The organism is Campylobacter sp. IFREMER_LSEM_CL1097 (genome assembly GCF_025772225.1).
GTDB classification, from domain to species: Bacteria; Campylobacterota; Campylobacteria; order Campylobacterales; family Campylobacteraceae; genus Campylobacter_D; species Campylobacter_D lari_D.
Map to the genome: position 1 here is coordinate 15,184 of NZ_JAKMRT010000005.1, position 15,346 is coordinate 30,529.

Annotated in this window: 19 protein-coding genes and 1 pseudogene; 12 read left to right on the forward strand and 8 right to left on the reverse strand. The window is 28.0% G+C overall.

Annotated features, from left to right (window positions below):
* The first annotated feature begins 104 nt into the window (after nucleotides 1-104).
* Complete coding sequence (locus L8W64_RS03025; protein ID WP_220566297.1) at nucleotides 105-479, forward strand: DUF1090 family protein; 375 nt, start codon at nucleotides 105-107, stop codon at nucleotides 477-479.
* A 1-nt stretch (nucleotide 480) separates the two neighbouring features.
* On the opposite strand, the gene L8W64_RS03030 is transcribed toward L8W64_RS03025, so the two are convergent.
* The 3 genes from L8W64_RS03030 to nadD all read right to left on the reverse strand — a co-directional run bounded on the left by L8W64_RS03030 (nucleotide 481) and on the right by nadD (nucleotide 1,879).
* Nucleotides 481-618, reverse strand: coding sequence for a hypothetical protein (locus tag L8W64_RS03030; RefSeq protein WP_220566298.1), 138 nt, complete (start codon nucleotides 616-618; stop codon nucleotides 481-483).
* Between the two features lie 372 nt (nucleotides 619-990).
* A complete protein-coding gene (gene rsfS, locus L8W64_RS03035) occupies nucleotides 991-1,320 on the reverse strand; it encodes a ribosome silencing factor (protein WP_133319354.1) in 330 nt (109 codons plus the stop codon).
* A gap of 13 nt (nucleotides 1,321-1,333) precedes the next feature.
* Nucleotides 1,334-1,879 (reverse strand): nicotinate (nicotinamide) nucleotide adenylyltransferase, encoded by a 546-nt coding sequence (gene nadD, locus L8W64_RS03040; protein WP_220566299.1) that lies wholly within the window; start codon nucleotides 1,877-1,879, stop codon nucleotides 1,334-1,336.
* A gap of 59 nt (nucleotides 1,880-1,938) precedes the next feature.
* Between nadD and gap the strand changes: the two genes are divergently transcribed.
* From gap to L8W64_RS08975, 10 genes and pseudogenes are all read left to right on the forward strand, one after another.
* Nucleotides 1,939-2,934, forward strand: a complete 996-nt coding sequence (gene gap, locus L8W64_RS03045) for a type I glyceraldehyde-3-phosphate dehydrogenase (RefSeq protein WP_263672837.1) — start codon at nucleotides 1,939-1,941, stop codon at nucleotides 2,932-2,934.
* Nucleotide 2,935: 1 nt separating this feature from the next.
* The gene (locus L8W64_RS03050) at nucleotides 2,936-4,138 is read left to right on the forward strand and encodes a phosphoglycerate kinase (RefSeq protein ID WP_263659824.1); all 1,203 of its coding nucleotides are present in this window, start codon (nucleotides 2,936-2,938) and stop codon (nucleotides 4,136-4,138) included.
* Nucleotides 4,135-4,815, forward strand: a complete 681-nt coding sequence (locus L8W64_RS03055) for a triose-phosphate isomerase (RefSeq protein WP_220566302.1) — start codon at nucleotides 4,135-4,137, stop codon at nucleotides 4,813-4,815. Before L8W64_RS03050 ends, L8W64_RS03055 begins: the two co-directional genes overlap by 4 nt.
* A 3-nt stretch (nucleotides 4,816-4,818) precedes the next feature.
* Nucleotides 4,819-6,453: a hydrogenase small subunit gene (locus L8W64_RS03060; protein ID WP_263672838.1), complete on the forward strand. Its 1,635-nt coding sequence runs from the start codon at nucleotides 4,819-4,821 to the stop codon at nucleotides 6,451-6,453.
* 125 nt (nucleotides 6,454-6,578) lie between these two features.
* Complete coding sequence (locus L8W64_RS03065; protein WP_220566304.1) at nucleotides 6,579-7,127, forward strand: ATP-binding protein; 549 nt, start codon at nucleotides 6,579-6,581, stop codon at nucleotides 7,125-7,127.
* 12 nt (nucleotides 7,128-7,139) lie between these two features.
* Entirely contained in the window at nucleotides 7,140-7,832 is a 693-nt protein-coding gene (locus tag L8W64_RS03070; protein ID WP_133319361.1) for a dUTP diphosphatase, read from the forward strand.
* Nucleotides 7,829-8,539 (forward strand): EI24 domain-containing protein, encoded by a 711-nt coding sequence (locus tag L8W64_RS03075; protein WP_220566306.1) that lies wholly within the window; start codon nucleotides 7,829-7,831, stop codon nucleotides 8,537-8,539. Before L8W64_RS03070 ends, L8W64_RS03075 begins: the two co-directional genes overlap by 4 nt.
* Nucleotides 8,532-8,936, forward strand: coding sequence for a hypothetical protein (locus tag L8W64_RS03080; protein ID WP_263672839.1), 405 nt, complete (start codon nucleotides 8,532-8,534; stop codon nucleotides 8,934-8,936). The genes L8W64_RS03075 and L8W64_RS03080 overlap by 8 nt, the downstream gene beginning before the upstream one ends.
* A gap of 130 nt (nucleotides 8,937-9,066) precedes the next feature.
* Nucleotides 9,067-9,735, forward strand: a pseudogene (locus L8W64_RS08970) (cache domain-containing protein); the annotation flags it as partial.
* Nucleotides 9,736-10,539: 804 nt separating this feature from the next.
* Nucleotides 10,540-11,064: a methyl-accepting chemotaxis protein gene (locus L8W64_RS08975; protein WP_412175211.1), complete on the forward strand. Its 525-nt coding sequence runs from the start codon at nucleotides 10,540-10,542 to the stop codon at nucleotides 11,062-11,064.
* A 24-nt stretch (nucleotides 11,065-11,088) separates the two neighbouring features.
* Here L8W64_RS08975 and fldA read toward each other — a convergent pair whose 3' ends face one another.
* The 5 genes from fldA to L8W64_RS03110 all read right to left on the reverse strand — a co-directional run bounded on the left by fldA (nucleotide 11,089) and on the right by L8W64_RS03110 (nucleotide 14,602).
* Nucleotides 11,089-11,580: a flavodoxin FldA gene (fldA, locus tag L8W64_RS03090; protein ID WP_263672841.1), complete on the reverse strand. Its 492-nt coding sequence runs from the start codon at nucleotides 11,578-11,580 to the stop codon at nucleotides 11,089-11,091.
* Nucleotides 11,581-12,273 (reverse strand): hypothetical protein, encoded by a 693-nt coding sequence (locus tag L8W64_RS03095; RefSeq protein WP_133319366.1) that lies wholly within the window; start codon nucleotides 12,271-12,273, stop codon nucleotides 11,581-11,583.
* A 1-nt stretch (nucleotide 12,274) separates the two neighbouring features.
* Nucleotides 12,275-12,592, reverse strand: a complete 318-nt coding sequence (locus L8W64_RS03100; protein WP_133319367.1) for a DUF2325 domain-containing protein — start codon at nucleotides 12,590-12,592, stop codon at nucleotides 12,275-12,277.
* 86 nt (nucleotides 12,593-12,678) lie between these two features.
* Nucleotides 12,679-13,812, reverse strand: a complete 1,134-nt coding sequence (gene truD, locus L8W64_RS03105) for a tRNA pseudouridine(13) synthase TruD (RefSeq protein ID WP_263662845.1) — start codon at nucleotides 13,810-13,812, stop codon at nucleotides 12,679-12,681.
* Entirely contained in the window at nucleotides 13,781-14,602 is an 822-nt protein-coding gene (locus L8W64_RS03110; protein ID WP_263661058.1) for a thiamine-phosphate kinase, read from the reverse strand. The genes truD and L8W64_RS03110 overlap by 32 nt, the downstream gene beginning before the upstream one ends.
* Before the next feature lie 97 nt (nucleotides 14,603-14,699).
* On the opposite strand from L8W64_RS03110, the gene L8W64_RS03115 reads away from it, so the two are divergent.
* Nucleotides 14,700-15,338, forward strand: coding sequence for a DUF5644 domain-containing protein (locus L8W64_RS03115; protein ID WP_133319369.1), 639 nt, complete (start codon nucleotides 14,700-14,702; stop codon nucleotides 15,336-15,338).
* Nucleotides 15,339-15,346: the final 8 nt, after the last annotated feature.

Consider the following 15,346-nt stretch of genomic DNA (forward strand, 5'->3'; position numbering starts at 1 on the left):
TAAAAGGTCAAATAACTTTTTTTAAAACTCATGTTTTTATTAAAAACAGCAAATAAATTATTTAATATAATAAACTAAAATTTGAAAAAAGAAAGGTTTAAACTATGAAGCAATTGTTATTTTTACTTACACTTTGCTCACTTGCATTTTCCACGCAATGTGAGGTTAAAATAAAGCAAATTCAAAAAGAAATAGCTTATGCTAAAAATTACAATCATCAAGAAAAAGCTTTAAGTTTAGAATTAGCCTTAAAAGAAGTTCAAGCAGATTGTGCAAAAGATCCTCTTTTTTATGATAAAAAATTAGAGGCTAAAAAACTTAAAGAACAAGAGATAGAAAAAATCGAACAAGAGTTAAAAGAATTAAAAAAACAAAAAGATTATATGAGTAAAACAGAGTATAAAAACAAAAAACAAGCTTTAAAAGACAAAAAAGACAAAATCAAAAAAGAGATTGAAGAATATATCAACAAACTCTAATTTAATTCCAAATTTGCCACCATTTTTTATTTTGCTGCTTTAATTTTTGCATTAAAATATTTTGATTTTTTAATGCAAACTCATTTTCTCCATCAAGCTTTGATAATTCTTTGGTATATTCTAAAACTTGTTTACTCAATCATTTTATTAAAAAGTTCTATAGCCTTTTGATAATCTTCCAAATTCTCAAAGTCGCTTCTTAAACAAGAGCTAGATCAATATAAGTTTACAATTTTTTTAAGGCTTTTATTTGCTTATCTAAAAGTATATAAACTCTAGCTCTGTTAAAATATACTAAATAATATATATTATCTAGTACATGGTTTTATTGAAAGCCAAAAGTACTTCTTGAAATTTCAAACAATTAAATCCACAAAATGCTCTATTATGATAAGCTTCCAAAAACAATACGCTCGCTTAAAACTTCATCACATTTTTCAAATTCTGAATTTTCAAAATATTCTTTAGCTAAATCTGATAACTCAGTAATTAAATTATCTAAATCTTAACCCTAGTTTTGATTTTCTTTATTTAAACTTTTCAAAAATTCTTCTATATTATATTTTGTTCTATAAGTTTCACTCATTAAGTGAATCAAAATATCTCCTAAATCAAGCACAGTCCATTCTTCACTACTTTCTATATTTAAAAACTCCTCACCCTTGCTTTTAAGATTAGTTTTTAAATCATCAATCAAAGAAAGCGCGTGTCTTTCCCCCATAGTAGTAGCAATCACTACAAATTTAACAAAATAATCCTTATCTTGCATATCAAAGCTTTCTATTAAATCTGCCTTTTTATCATCTAAAATCTGCACTATATTATTAATTCTTTCTTGCATTGTTTTCCTTTTGTTAAATATTTTTAAATTTAGAATAATAAAGCTTAACTTCTTCTTTGATTTGCTCACAAACTTGCGTTGTTTGTAAAGTTTGTCTTATAAAAGATGAAGAGATATTTACTTTAGTATCTAAAGTTTTAAAATGCTTTGGTATAAAAATATCATCTCTTTTAGCTATAACAAATTCTACCAAATTTTGCAATCTTTCAAATTCATGCCATTTTTCAAGACTTTGCAAATGATCAGCTCCTAAAATAAGATAAAATTTTGAAATTTCATATTGCTTATATAAAAATTCAACACTTTCTATACTAGGCACAGGTCTTTGCTTTTTTATTTCAAAATCACAAATTTCAACTTTTATTAAGCTTCCCCAAATTTCCTTGCACCATTTTAAGCGTCTTTGTTCATCTGCAGTAAATTCTTGTTTAAAAAGACTAATAAAAGTAGGCATAATAATGAGCTTATCAAGCTCTAAATTTTCTAATGCATTTAAGACTATAGCATTATGACCTAAATGAGGCGGATCAAAACTACCGCCAAAAAGTGCGATTTTCATTAAAATTTAACCTTTTTTTAGTAGAATTTTATCTACTTAATCATAAAAAGGAAATGAAAATGGCTGTAAAAGTTGCAATAAATGGCTTTGGACGCATTGGAAGATGTGTTGCAAGAATTATCATGAAACGCGATGATATAAAACTTGTAGCGATTAATGATACTACTGATATTGAACTCACAAAATATCTTTTTAAATACGACACCGTTCATGGGACATATGATGGTAGTGTTGAAAATGAAAATGATGATTTAATAATTGATAATAAAAAAATAAAAGTTTTAAAAAGTAGAAATGTAGCAGATTTAGACTTTGCAAAATATGGCGCACAAATTGTTTTAGAATGTACCGGTGCACACTTAACTATGGAAAAATGTCAAGGATTTTTAGATCATGGAGTGCAAAAAGTCATCATGAGTGCACCTGCAAAAGATAAAACTCCAACCTATGTTTTAGGAGTAAATGCACATGAATACAAAGGCGAAAATATCATCTCAAATGCAAGTTGTACCACTAACTGTCTAGGACCAATTTGTAGAGTTTTACAAGATAATTTTGGCATAGAAAAAGGTTTAATGACTACTATACATGCTTACACCAATGGTCAAAGCATTATCGATGCAAAAGCAAGAGATAAAAGAAGATCACGCGCTGCTGCACAAAATATCATCCCTACTTCTACCGGTGCAGCAAAAGCTATGAAGCTTGTTATGCCTGAACTTGATGGAAAATTACATGGTCAAAGCATGCGTGTGCCTGTAGCTGATGTATCAACTGTAGATTTAACTGCAACTTTAAAGAAAAAAGTAAGTAAAGAAGAAATCAATGAAGCCTTTAGAAAAGCAGCTGCTAGTAATTTAAAAGGCATATTATTAGTTGATGATGAAGAAAGAGTTTCAAGTGATTTTATAACTTGTTCTTATGGTGCAATTGTAGCAAGTGATTTAACTCAAGTTATTTGTGATGATTTTGTTAAAGTGGTTGCTTGGTATGATAATGAATGGGGTTATTCTTCTCGTTTAGTAGATATGGCAGTATTTATAGCAAAGGCTTAAGATGAGTAGTATTTTATCGATTAAAGATATTGATCTTGCAAAGAAAAAAGTATTTATAAGATGTGATTTTAATGTTCCTCAAGATGAGTTTTTAAATATCACCGACGATCGTCGTATTCGCTCGGCCATCCCTACTATAAGGTATTGTTTAGATAATGGCTGTGCAGTTATTTTAGCTTCACATTTAGGGCGTCCAAAAGAAATAGCTTCAAAATACTCTTTAGAACCAGTTGCAAAAAGACTTGCACGCTTAATGGCTAAAGAAGTCATCATGGCTAAAGATGTTATAGGTGAAGATGCAAAGAAAAAAGCTAGCGAATTAAAATCAAGTGAAATCTTACTTTTAGAAAATTTACGCTTTGAAAAGGGTGAAACTAAGAATGATGAAAATTTAGCCAAAGAACTTGCTTCTATGGCTGATGTTTATATTAATGATGCTTTTGGGGTTTGTCATAGAGCCCATGCTAGCGTTGAAGCTATTACAAAATACTTTGATAATACAAACAAGGGTGCGGGATTTTTACTCCAAAAAGAAATTGAGTTTGCAAGCAATCTTATCAAACACCCTGCGCGTCCTTTTGTGGCCGTAGTAGGTGGTTCTAAAGTAAGTGGGAAATTACAAGCTTTGACTAACTTACTTCCAAAAGTAGATAAATTAATCATAGGCGGAGGTATGGCCTTTACTTTCTTAAAAGCTCAAGGTTATGATATAGGAAATTCTCTTTTAGAAGAAGATTTAATTGAAGAAGCAAATAAAATCTTACTCAAAGGTAAAAATCTAGGTGTAAAAATTTATCTTCCTGTGGATGTTACAGCAGCGCAAACTTGCTCTCAAGAAGCAGTGATGAAATACACTCCTGTGCAAGAAATTCCTGCAGGTTGGATGGGGCTTGATATAGGTCCTGCTAGTGTAAGATTATTCAAAGAGGCACTTTCTGATGCTCAAACTATATGGTGGAATGGGCCTATGGGGGTTTTTGAAATCGATAAATTCTCAAAAGGTAGCATTAAAATGAGCCATTATATTAGTGAATCTCACGCAACAACTGTAATAGGTGGTGGCGATACTGCTGATGTTGTAGCAAGAGCTGGTGATGCTGATGAGATGACTTTCATTTCAACTGGCGGTGGAGCATCATTAGAACTTATAGAAGGAAAAGAACTTCCTGGTGTAAAACCTTTGACTATAAAGGATAATGAATGATTTTTGCAGCAAATTTAAAGTGCAATCATACAAGATCAAGCTTTGAACTTTATGCTCAAGAATTAAATCAAAATTTAAACAAAGAAGATGAAATTTTCATCTTCCCACCTAGCATAGCTTTTTTAAAAGACAATTTTTCATTTCAGCAAGGCGCGCAGAATTTCTACCCTTGCGAAAATGGAGCCTATACCGGAGAAATTGGTAAAATTCACTTAGAAGAATTTAATATCAAAAGTGTTTTAATAGGTCATTCTGAAAGAAGAGCTTTAAATGAAAATGAAAGCTTTTTAAAAGCTAAATTTGATTTTGCAAAAAATCTTGATTTTAATATCATTTATTGTATAGGCGAAAGTTTAGAAACCAAAAATACTAATAAAAGCTTAGATTTTTTAAAAAAACAAATTGAAAATATTGATTTATCTTATAAAAAACTTATCATAGCATATGAGCCTATTTATTCTATAGGCACAGGAGTTAGTGCTAATCTTGATGATATTAATACCATACTTAATTTTTTAAGAGAATTTACTAACGCTAAGCTTTTATATGGTGGAAGTGTCAATCAAAACAATATTAAAGAAATTTGTGCTTTAAAAAATTGTGATGGAGTATTAATAGGTTCAGCCGCATTAATTGCAAATGATTTTTTAAATATGATACAAATAGCCAAAGGTTAAAAAATGTCTTTAAGCAATGAAGAATTAAAAAGCATATTAGAGCATAAAATTGCTCTATTAGAAAACTCGCATAAAGAAGAGAAAAATATCTCATTAGAAGCCGTAAATTCTATCATTAAAACTTTAGGTTTGCCAAATGATTTTAGCCCTTTAGCACATAGATATTTTCAACTTCACACCCCACCTAGTCTCATATGGCTTCATTTAAGTGAATGCACAGGATGTAGTGAGAGTTTGCTTAGAACTTCATTGCCTGACTTTTTAGATCTGATTTTTGATTTCATTTCTTTAGAATATCATGAAACCTTTATGAGTGCAAGCGGACACCAGGCAGAATCGCATTTAGAAGAAGTTTTAGAAAAAAAAGATTTTCTTTTGGCCGTTGAAGGCGGGGTTTGTGCTATAGATCCTTTTTATCTAACTATAGGAGCACATGGTGAAAATGGATATGAAATTTTACAAAAATGTGCCAAAAATGCTAAAACAATCTTTGCTATGGGAACTTGCTCAAGCTATGGAGGAATTCAAGCTGCACATCCAAACCCTACCAAAAGCATAGGAATTTCTAAAGTCTTGGAAAAAAAAGTAATCAATATACCAGGTTGTCCTCCAAGTGATGTAAATATCATCGCAGCGCTTTGCTTTTATATATTATTTGAGCAAGACATGGCTTTAGATGAACAAAATAGACCTTTGGCTTTTTATGGTAAATGTTTGCATGATTTATGTGAAAGAAAAGCTAAATTTGAAGCAGGCAATTTTGCTCAAAGTTTTAACGATGAAAATATAAAACAAGGTTATTGTCTTTTTAAAGTAGGTTGTAAAGGACCTTATGCTTATAATAATTGCCCTAAGGTTAAATTTAACTCCAAAACCTCTTGGCCAGTAGCTGCAGGACATGGCTGTATTGCCTGTAGTGAAGAGAATTTTTGGGATGATTTTGGTTTTTATGAAAAACCTATGAGCAATGAATTTGCTTATAATAATTTTTCTATTATATTGGATAATAAAATAGTCCATAATAGCTCTAATAATGAGCTTAATTCAGATAATATTTTGTTAGATTTAGAAAGCGATATTAGTGGAATTTTTTATCAAAATGACACAAAGATTAATTTTTTAGACTTTAGTTTTGAAGCTAATCCTAAAGTTTTTTTAAATAATTTTGCAAAAACTAAAATGGCTATGACTTTAGTGCAAAATTACCAAGAGCAATTTAAAACATATTATAATTTTATACAAGAAAATTATAATAATGAAGGCAAAATTAGCAATAACATCTTAGATTTATTTTATTTTATATATCCTTTTATTAGCGGAAAAAAATTAAGCCATTTAGATGAGTTTTTAGATCTTGCTTTAGCTTATAAGTTCAAACATCCTAGCAAATTTGATTTTAAAACTACCATTAATGAACAAGCAAAGCTTGATATTTCTAAGTCAATGCGTATGCCTTTGATTTATATTTTAGGTGGTTTAGATAAAGAAGCTATTGCTTTTGGATTGATTTTTTCTTTAAAAGAAAATTTAAAACAGGCTTTAAAAGCATGTAAAAATATACATAACAAAAAACAAATTTTAATACACTCAAATAATGAAAAAATACTAAAATTATTTTGGGATTTAACGAGTGTTTAAAGACTTAATGATAAAATATTTATCTCCCTAGTATTTGAAATTTGCAAAGCTTAAAAACTTTGCAAATTTATTTAAGATTTAGTTATTTTGACGATATAACTTTATCTTGATTTGAAAGGAACATTATGCAAATTTCTAGCTACAACTCTCAAAATTTTTCTATGGATATAAAAACAAAAAACGGCAATCATCTTTCTTTTTCTATGTACGATAAAAAAGAAGCAAAATTAGATAAAGATGGAAATTCAGCATCTTTGAGTTTAAGAAATCAATTTGGTTTTTCGTTTTCATATAGTGGCACAAAACTTTCACAAGAAGAAATTGAAGAAATTAAAGAAGCAGTAGCCAAAATACAGCCTCAAATTGATGAATTTATGAAAAACTCAAGAGTAGGAACCTTAAAGCCAAAAGAGCTTATCACCACTGCGATGAAAATTGGCGATGCTCTGCCTATACCAAAAAATGAAGAGCATAAAAAAGCAACCTTGCATGAGTTATTTAATATTATGGATAAAAGTTTAAATAAAGAAATGACAAAAACTGATCTTGAAGATATTAAAAAACAGATTTTCCAAGATAGTGCTAAATTATTAGAAGAAATTTGGAAGCAATATAATAATCAAGAAAAGAAAAAAGAAGAAGAAAATAATAAAGAATTTGGATTTTACGCTTAAGAAGGAAAATAAATGCAAGTAAAAGATATTTTAAAAAGCATGCTAGAACTCCAGCAAAAATTAAATGATGATACTAATGGTATAGGATGGGAAAATGGCTATACCAAAGAAGGTAAATTAATTAGCTTTAGAAGATGCATTTATATGGAGTGTGCTGAACTTATTGATTCTTTTGCTTGGAAGCATTGGAAAAGTATACACACTCCTGCAAACTGGGATAATGTATGTATTGAAATAGTAGATATATGGCATTTTATCTTGAGTTTAATTTTAGAAGAATACAAAGAAAAACAAATTAATGATAAAAATTTCATAGCAGAAGAAGTTTCTTCTGTAAGTTTTTTTGATGATTTTTGCAAAGAAACTTCTAATCCAAACGAAGCAGATATTTATGGAATTTTAAATGATATTGAGCTTATTATCCATAAATGCAGTGGATTTGATTATGATTTAGGTGAGCTTTTAAGTGTCTATTTTATTCTAGCTAGAAAATGTGGCTTAAATTTCTTTAAACTTTACAAAACATATATTGGAAAAAATATTTTAAATCAATTCAGACAAGAAAATGGCTATAAAGAAGGCACATATAAAAAAACATGGAATGGTGTAGAAGATAATGAAGTTTTAAATCAAATTTTAAAAGAAACCTTAGATTATAAAGAAATTTACAAAAAACTTCAAAATTATTACGATGAATTAAAATGAATATTTTATATCTAAGCTTGCAAAATTTTTTTAGTAAACCTTTTTTAAAATTTTCTTTTTTGCCTTTTTTTGTTAGTTTAATTATTTTAGCCTTGCTTGTATTCTACACCTATGATATCTTTTTTTCTTATATTGAAGATGTCATTAGCGGAACTTTCATGGCTTGGTTTTTTAGCTTTTCCATAGTACAATTTTCACTTACATTTTTGAGTGCCATAGGTGGATTTTTCATAGTAGTTTTTGCCTCAGTATTTTTATCCATGCTAATTATTTCTTTTTTAACGCCTTATATAGTAAAAAAAATAAATCAAAAATACTACAACTATTTCATACAAAAAGAAGTAAATTCTTTAGAAGTTTTACTCAAAACATTTAAATTTATATTGACTTTTTGCGTATTATTTATAATCGCTACTTTTTTACTAATCATACCTTTTATAAGTATTGTGATTTATTATGGAGTTTTTTATTATTTATTTCATAAACTTTTACTCTTAGATGTATTAAGCAATGTCTTGGATAAAAATTCTTTTGATAATTTTTATAAGAACTCTTCACCTTTGAACTTTAAAATAAGTACTTTAATATTTTTTATTTTATCAAGCATTCCTTTACTTGGACTATTTTTACAAGTATTTTATGTAATTTTTTTAACTCATTTAAGTTACCAAAAGATCTTAAATTTAGAAGCTAAAAATAATGGATGAGAGAATTAAAAAATTCATTTATTCTCAAAAACTCTTAACCTTGAGCGTGCAAGATAATGATGAAATATATTGCGCAAGTTGCTATTATACTTTTGATGATAAAAATCTTGCATTGATTTTTGCTAGCGAAGAACATACTAGACACATTCAGCTTTCTTATAAAAATCCAAAAGTAGGAGTTAATATAGCACTAGATACAAATATTATCAATCTTATTAAAGGAGTACAAATTAAAGCTATTTTTAGAAAAGCTACCGCAGAACAAGAAAAAATATATTATGAAAAATTTCCCTTTGCAAAACTTGCAAAAGCTTGTATTTTTGCTCTAAATATACAATGGGCAAAATATACCGATAATAAAATTCTACTTTCTAAAAAATTAGAATTTTTTATTTAAAAATATCCTAAAAATATAATATTTTTTAATAAAAATTAATTTTTTTATAATTTTTTAAATATTTTTTTAATAAAATCATACAAACTATCATAATCATAAAGTCAAATATTGACTTTGTCAAGGAGAAAAAATGCTCTCTTCTATTAAGAAATACCTACTAGGTAATTTTTCCAACAAAATAGCTTTCTTAGTTTGTATTTTTGTTGTAGTTTTGCTATGTGTTTTAGGTTTTTTTAATTATGTTAAATCTAAATCCAATAGCCATACACTGTTAGTTCAGTTTCAACAAAAGGTTGCTTTTGATGTGAGTAAAAGATTTGATTTATACGCAAGCGATAGACGCAATGTGATCAATTCTTTAACAAAATACATCAAAGAAAATAAAAATAATCTAAATTCAACACAATATACTAGTTTATTAAATTCTATAGGAAATTCTTTGGGTTTTGATTTAACCTATGTGGGTTTTGAAGATGGAACTATATTTAGATCAAATGGCAATAATCAAACTCCAGAAAGTGGTTATGATCCTAGATCTAGAGGATGGTATAAAGAAGCCAAGGAAAAAAGAGAGTTAATTGTCACAGATCCTTACATATCATCTAGTATGCAAAAACCAACCATTTCTTATGCTAGTCCTATTATAGACAATGGAGAAATTATAGGTGTAGTTGCTGCTGATTATGATTTGAAAAAATTCTCAGAAGAAGTTTTGGCTATAGGTAAAACACCTTATTCACATGCTGCTGTTTTAGCTGATGATGGAACTTATCTTTTTCATACCGATTCTTCCAAAATCTTAACCTCAACTAATATTAGTAAAGATATTATTTCAAATTATTTTAAAACAACTGAAGGTGCAAACAAAGGTCTTTCTAGGGATATTTTCAAAATTCAAACTAAAGAAGAAGGGATCAAAGCTTTAATTTGTAATGGTAGTATCAATCCAAAATATACTATTTGCTCTATAGCTGATTATGATTTTTACAGCGATACAGCTAAACAAACATTGATGGAACAAATTATTATTTCCTTAATTGCTATTTTTATTACTTTGATTTTTATTAGAATAATCATTTCTTATAATCTTAAGCCAATTGCTATTATATCTTCAGGCTTGCATAATTTCTTTAACTATTTAAATCATAAAGACATTCATTCACACCCTATTAAACTAAAAACTCAAGATGAATTTGGGAAAATGGCTGATGAGATTAATGAAAATATTAATATTATCAAAGAGGCTTTAAGTAAAGATGCAAAAGCTATTGAAGAATCTGTAAATGTTGCTAGAAAAATAGAAACAGGTGAGCTTAATTTACACATTAGCTCTCATGCTAACAATCCACAAATTCAAGAACTCATAGATGTTTTAAATAAAATGCTTGATACTTTACAACAAAAAATTGGTAATAATTTAAACGAAATTCAAGCGGTATTTGATAGTTATAAACAATTAGATTTTACTGCAGCTATTAATACCCCAAAAGGCGATGTTGAAAAAGCAATCAATGCCCTTGGGAATGAAATTAAAAACATGCTTTCAAAATCACTAAACCAAGGTGAGTTATTAAATCAAAAAGCCGAAGCACTCAAACAAAGTATGTATGAACTTACAAATGATGCCACACATCAAACCTCATCATTACAAGAAAGTGCAAGAGCTTTAGAGCAAATGAATTCAACTATGAGTGAAATTTCTATCAAAGCACAAGATGTAGTTAAACAAAGTAATGATATTAAAAGTGTTACCACTATGATTTCAGATATTGCTGATCAAATTAATCTACTTGCATTAAATGCTGCTATTGAAGCAGCTCGTGCAGGAGAACATGGTCGTGGCTTTGCTGTTGTTGCTGATGAAGTTAGAAACTTAGCAGAAAGAACTCAAAAGTCTTTAGGTGAGATTGAAGCTAATACTAATATCTTAGCCCAGTCTATAAATGATATGGGTGAAGCTATAAAGGAAGAAGCTAATGATATTAGCCAAATTAATGAGTCAGTGGCTACTATAGAAAAACTTACACAACAAAATTCTCAAACAGCAATACATACAAATGCTATTGCAAATGAAGTAGATTCTTTAGCACAAGATATATTAAGTGAAACAAAAAAAAGAAAATTTTAAAAGATGCCTTTTTGGCATCTAGATTTAAGAAAAAGAAGGTTTAATTTGTTCTATCCAAGCATCAATTCTACTTTCGGTTAAATCCTCATGGTTATCATTATCTAATGCAAGCCCTACAAATTTATCTCCTTCTACCGCATCACTTGATTCAAAAGTATAACCACCTGTAGAAACTGAACCTACTAAATTTGCACCTGCTGCTTTTAAAGCCTGAGCAAGTTTTCCCATAGCGCTACAATATGTATCTGAGTAGCTTTCACTATCTCCCATACCAAAAACTGCAACGGTTTTTCCACTAAGATTTAAAGCTGAAAAATCAAAACTATCCCAATCATCTTGAAAATCTCCACTTCCCCAAGTAGAAGTTCCGCAGATTAATTTATCATAAGAATTGATTTTTTCTGCATTAATATCTGCAATATTTAACACATCTGAAATTCCTAATTTTTGAGCGATCATATTTGCCGCACCTTCGGTATTTCCCATAGAGCTACCATAAATTACTGCTACTGACATTTAACATCTCCTTAAAATTTGATTATTAATAGTATAGGGAACTAATTTTAGCAAAGTTTTGTTATTTTCACATAAATTATGTCTTATTTCTTTATGTTGAGTAAAATTTTTATTTCTTGGATACACAATATAAAATATTTCAAAAACATTTTTTTTGATAATTTGCAAAGCTAAATTTATATCCTTTTTATTATCTTCAAAAAAAGAAGGCATAATAGCCATTTTATCATTGATAATAATGATATTTTCTTGAATATCTACCCTAGCCTTTACATTGCTTTTACAAATTTTATCATATACAAAAGACTCAAAAGCCACCTGTGGATCTAAGATAAAATTTGATGACATAAAAACATTTTGTATTAATCTAGCTAAAGCATATTTTGGCATCTTTGCTTCAAGCTGTAATTTATTTAAATTTCCTTCTTTATATGCTTTGATGATTTTATGAGAATATGGACAAAATTGTTTTATTTTACTAAATTTCAAAACCCTTTCTGTGATCATATTTTGGATTTTTAACTCAAAAATATTTCTTAAACTAGTAGCTTTTTTTGCATAAATATAAGGTATTTTTAGATCATTTTCCACCAAAGAATTATACAAATTTAAAAAAATAAAATTAATATTTTCTTGTTCTAAATCTCTAAATATTTTAGGTACCAAATCCTCTTTGTTATTAAAACCAAACATATTATGCCTTTTTTGTACATTCATAAGTTTGTTCAAGACCAAAAACCTTGCAATATTCGCAATATACACAACTCACACTGCGTTTAGCACAAACCAAAGGTATATTGCGTTTTTTTGCCTCTGTTTTAATTTTTTTCATGGTGTTGTGATTTAAAAAACTAGTAAGCATAACTATGCATTCAGTATTTTGTGGAATGGGTTTTCTATTTACCCTATTTTCATTTCTAGCATCCCAATGCTCTATACTTTTTGCGCCTAAATTTGTCAAAACTGCCTTAATTGGAGTAATTTCATCTGCACCTATAACCAAAACTGACATTGAGCTTTCCTTTTATAAAAATGATAATTGTTATTATAATTTATAAAAGATAAATTTTAACTGATACTCAATATCAATTTTTAAAATTATGTATTATAGGTTTGATCAAAAATATCTGCGTGTAAAATCTCTTCTAAAACCACTGTAGCATATGAACCTTTTTGCAAGAAAAATTCTAAAGTAAAATGAGCTTTTTCTTCATCATAATAACTTTTACAATCTTGCAAATAAGACCACATAAAGCGTCTTGAACCTTGCATTTTATCTTTAAACTCATATGCAAAAGAAAAAATCTCATCTTCTAATTTTTTAGCTAGACCTTCATTTGTTTCATAAGCTTTAGAGCCTATTAAAAGTCCCATAGAACTAATATCTTTTTGATTAAATCTTTCTACTTCACTTGGCAAATCTTCACATACAAAGCATTTACCAAAAGGATAATGCCCTAAAACTTCACCTTTTAAAATCTTAAAAAACTGCTTTTGATTTTTTAAACTTTTAATTTCATCTTTATCTAAATCATAAATTTGTTTTATTTCTTTTTCACTAAAATCATTGATAAAATGTGATAATTCCACCCTTTTACTCAAATATCTGTTAAAAAGTTCGCTTTGAAAGGCAGAAATTAAAAATTCTTGTATTTTTTTATTTTTGATTTTTTTACCTTTTAAAATTTCTAGTCCTTGTAAAAAATTATCTTGAAATTTACCAAAACGCTGATATCCAAAATAATTAGCAAAACCTTGTTCTTGGATATTTTTGAAAGCTTGTTCTATTTTTAAAGCATCTACTTTTGAAACTTTTTTTAATCTTATAAAAAATGAATTTCCTTTTAAATGCCCTATTCTAAGTTTATTATCATGATAAAAACTTTCTAAAATTTTCATCTTATCATGTTTAAAATTTTTTAAGCCCTCTTCAAATTTTTTAGGCATAGAAATATATTGAAAAGTTAAGCCTTGTTTATCTTTTAAACCACTATAACCAAAATCTCTCATTTTAACACCGCTTTGCTCACTTAAAATTCTCAAAGCTTCACTGGTGCTTAGATCTTTTTTTTGTATATGTAAAATAAGATGTTCACCTTTACCACTAAATTCATACAAAGGCTTTTCTCTTACTACAAAATCATTACTATTTTTTGAAAAATACACATTTATCGGGCTGTGTTTTAAAGTATATAAGGGCTTAAAAATGATGTTCTCTTCCATAAAATTTATACCTTCCTGTTGTTGTTTTTGCAAAAATATTTAGTTTAATTCTATGTTTTTTAGCCATATTTTGTATAAATACTTTATGTTTTTTATCAAAAGCAAATAAAATTTCATACTCTTCTGCACTATTTAAGCTAAATTTATCTAATTTTTTAAGAAATTTTATACCAAGTTGATTTATAAAGAGTATTCTCGATAGATCCTTATTTAAACCATCTGAAATATCCATACTCACTCTGACTTTTTTTGCTATATCATAAAAAAATTTCTGCCTTAAATTCGGTTTTATAAAACGATGTTTAGAATGCAATTTTCCACCGCGAAATAGTATATTTAAACCTTTTAAACTCTCACCTAATTTCCCACTAAAAGCAAGCAAATCTCCCTTTTTTAAACCTTTTCTAAAAATAGCCCTTTTATTCACTTTAGAAATAATAGTTATACTAATATTAATTTTCCTATCTGCTATAGTATCTCCGCCTATAATTTGCACCCCAAATTCTTTTGCGCTATCTAGCAAGCCTTTTTGCAAAGCTTTAACTTGTTTCATTTCTAAACATTTTGGTAAAGAAAGCCCCAAAAGAGCGTATTTTGGTGTAGCATTCATAGCAATTGCATCAGAAATATTAACGAGCATAGCTTTTGCGCCAATTTGCTCTAAACTCATCCAAGATCGTTTAAAATGCACATCCTCACAAAATAAATCTTTAGAATAACAATATCCATCGATGATTGCTCCATCATCTCCGTTGATAGAATTTGCAAAAGCATTTATAATAAATTTTTCTTTATCCATGTGAATATTTTATACAAAAAGCTTTTAATTTTATATAATAATCAAATTTTTATAAGTTTAAAATGTATATAATCAAAAATAATACCAAGGATAAAAAATGCAAATAACTTTAAGAATTTTTCGTTTTGATAAAGATAGTGATTATTTAGCTTATTATAAACCATATGTTTATGATAGTAAAAATTTTAAAAGTGTTTATGATATTTTAAGTCAGATTAAAAAAGATGATATATATTTTGATTTTGAAGAAAACCCAGAAAGTTGTATTAAAGTTAATCAAGTTACCATTAGACAAAGAAGAGATTTAAGTAATATTATTGAAAGATTTGGAAAAGAACTCATCATAGAACCACTCGATACTAAAAGAGCTATTAAAGACTTGATCATGGATAAGAGTGATTTTTTAGAAAAACTTGAACTTTTTAAAGGACTTATTGACATACATGATATAGAGCTTTACAAGCAATATGACTTTTTATATTATACAAGCGAAGTAAGAGAATTTCTACCTGAATATTTAGGAGATAGTTTCTTTATATTTGCCTATAAAATGCTACTTAAATATCCAGAAAAAACTCCACAATTTTTAAAATTGATAGCAGATGAAGAAAAAGGAATTTATTATCATACTAAATTCAAAAATTTTATTTCATCTAATGAGCTTGACTATGAATCTTACATCAAAGAATTAAAAGTTATGCTTGTAAAATCAGGTCTTGCAAGAAGTATTTTTTAAGGAATTAA

What these genes read in the sequence shown, in the direction of transcription:
- L8W64_RS03115 (WP_133319369.1), top strand. Translation starts at nt 14,700, where the DNA reads ATGCAAATAACTTTAAGAATTTTTCGTTTTGATAAAGATAGTGATTAT.
- L8W64_RS03025 (WP_220566297.1), top strand. Translation starts at nt 105, where the DNA reads ATGAAGCAATTGTTATTTTTACTTACACTTTGCTCACTTGCATTTTCC.
- gap (WP_263672837.1), top strand. Translation starts at nt 1,939, where the DNA reads ATGGCTGTAAAAGTTGCAATAAATGGCTTTGGACGCATTGGAAGATGT.
- L8W64_RS03095 (WP_133319366.1), bottom strand. Translation starts at nt 12,273, where the DNA reads ATGTTTGGTTTTAATAACAAAGAGGATTTGGTACCTAAAATATTTAGA.
- L8W64_RS03075 (WP_220566306.1), top strand. Translation starts at nt 7,829, where the DNA reads ATGAATATTTTATATCTAAGCTTGCAAAATTTTTTTAGTAAACCTTTT.
- L8W64_RS03055 (WP_220566302.1), top strand. Translation starts at nt 4,135, where the DNA reads ATGATTTTTGCAGCAAATTTAAAGTGCAATCATACAAGATCAAGCTTT.
- rsfS (WP_133319354.1), bottom strand. Translation starts at nt 1,320, where the DNA reads ATGCAAGAAAGAATTAATAATATAGTGCAGATTTTAGATGATAAAAAG.
- L8W64_RS03065 (WP_220566304.1), top strand. Translation starts at nt 6,579, where the DNA reads ATGCAAATTTCTAGCTACAACTCTCAAAATTTTTCTATGGATATAAAA.
- fldA (WP_263672841.1), bottom strand. Translation starts at nt 11,580, where the DNA reads ATGTCAGTAGCAGTAATTTATGGTAGCTCTATGGGAAATACCGAAGGT.
- L8W64_RS08975 (WP_412175211.1), top strand. Translation starts at nt 10,540, where the DNA reads ATGTATGAACTTACAAATGATGCCACACATCAAACCTCATCATTACAA.
- L8W64_RS03070 (WP_133319361.1), top strand. Translation starts at nt 7,140, where the DNA reads ATGCAAGTAAAAGATATTTTAAAAAGCATGCTAGAACTCCAGCAAAAA.
- L8W64_RS03110 (WP_263661058.1), bottom strand. Translation starts at nt 14,602, where the DNA reads ATGGATAAAGAAAAATTTATTATAAATGCTTTTGCAAATTCTATCAAC.
- L8W64_RS03080 (WP_263672839.1), top strand. Translation starts at nt 8,532, where the DNA reads ATGGATGAGAGAATTAAAAAATTCATTTATTCTCAAAAACTCTTAACC.
- L8W64_RS03100 (WP_133319367.1), bottom strand. Translation starts at nt 12,592, where the DNA reads ATGTCAGTTTTGGTTATAGGTGCAGATGAAATTACTCCAATTAAGGCA.
- L8W64_RS03060 (WP_263672838.1), top strand. Translation starts at nt 4,819, where the DNA reads ATGTCTTTAAGCAATGAAGAATTAAAAAGCATATTAGAGCATAAAATT.
- nadD (WP_220566299.1), bottom strand. Translation starts at nt 1,879, where the DNA reads ATGAAAATCGCACTTTTTGGCGGTAGTTTTGATCCGCCTCATTTAGGT.
- L8W64_RS03050 (WP_263659824.1), top strand. Translation starts at nt 2,936, where the DNA reads ATGAGTAGTATTTTATCGATTAAAGATATTGATCTTGCAAAGAAAAAA.